The organism is Streptomyces sp. A3M-1-3, from assembly GCF_024213665.1.
Taxonomy (GTDB): domain Bacteria; phylum Actinomycetota; class Actinomycetes; order Streptomycetales; family Streptomycetaceae; genus Streptomyces.
Genome location: NZ_JANAVP010000083.1, coordinates 1 through 963 on the forward strand (window position 1 = coordinate 1; position 963 = coordinate 963).

At 68.0% G+C, this 963-nt stretch carries 1 protein-coding gene; it reads left to right on the forward strand.

The window, feature by feature from the left end; genetic code table 11:
- Positions 1–307: 307 nt before the first annotated feature.
- Positions 308–963 (forward strand): transposase (locus NLX86_RS34255; RefSeq protein WP_254375726.1); only part of this gene is annotated, 656 nt, incomplete at its 3' end.

The following is a 963-nucleotide window of genomic DNA, read 5'->3' on the forward strand; positions in this document are numbered from 1 at the left end:
GCAGGTCAGCGATCCAGCGCACCTTCGGTGCGCGCCGGGGGCGTGGTAAATGCCGTGGCGTGCGCCGGGGGTGCTTCTGTCTGCCCTGCCGAGGGTTGGGGCCGGTTCGGGATCGTGGTGGGGTTCGTTCCGGCCGAAACCGAGGTGTCTGTGATGCCGGTGAGCTCGCAGGTCAGCGTGGTGCTGGGGGCCGTCCACGGGAACCGTGGAGTGTTGCTGTGAAGCACGTGCGTCAGAATTCCTGATTCACCCTGGCCCTCCCGGAACGGCATACGACGGGTCCGTCCGCCAGGGAGGGAGCAAGACCGTGGACGTGCTGCACGAACGCTGCGCCGGCCTCGATATCAGCAAGAAGGACGCCAAGGCGTGCGTCCGTATTCCGAGTACGAAGCGGCGGGGGTCCTTCACGGCCGATACCACGACGTGGGGATCGACCACGAACGCGGTCCTGGATCTGCGGGACCACCTGCTCGCCGCACGGGTGACGCTGGTGGTGATCGAGGCGACCTCGGACTACTGGAAGCCCTTCTACTACGTGCTGGCCGAGGGCCTGAACGTGATCCTCGTCAACGCCCGGCAGGTCAAGAACCTGCCCGGCCGCAAGACGGACGTCTCGGACGCGGCCTGGCTGGCCCAGCTCGGCGCCCACGGCCTGGTGAGGCCCTCCTTCGTGCCGCCCGAACCGGTCCGTGAACTACGGGACCTCACCCGGGCCCGGACCACCGCCACCCGTGAACGCTCCCGTGTGGTCCAACGGCTGGAGAAGCTGCTGGAGGACACCGGCATCAAACTCTCCGCGGTCGCCTCCGACATCATGGGCGTCTCCGGACGGGCCATGCTCGAAGCCCTCATCCGCGGCGAAGCCGACCCGCAGGTCCTCGCGGACCTGGCCAAACGCAAGCTCCGCAACAAGATCCCCGAACTCACCGAGGCCCTGACCGGACGCTTCCGCGAGCACCACGC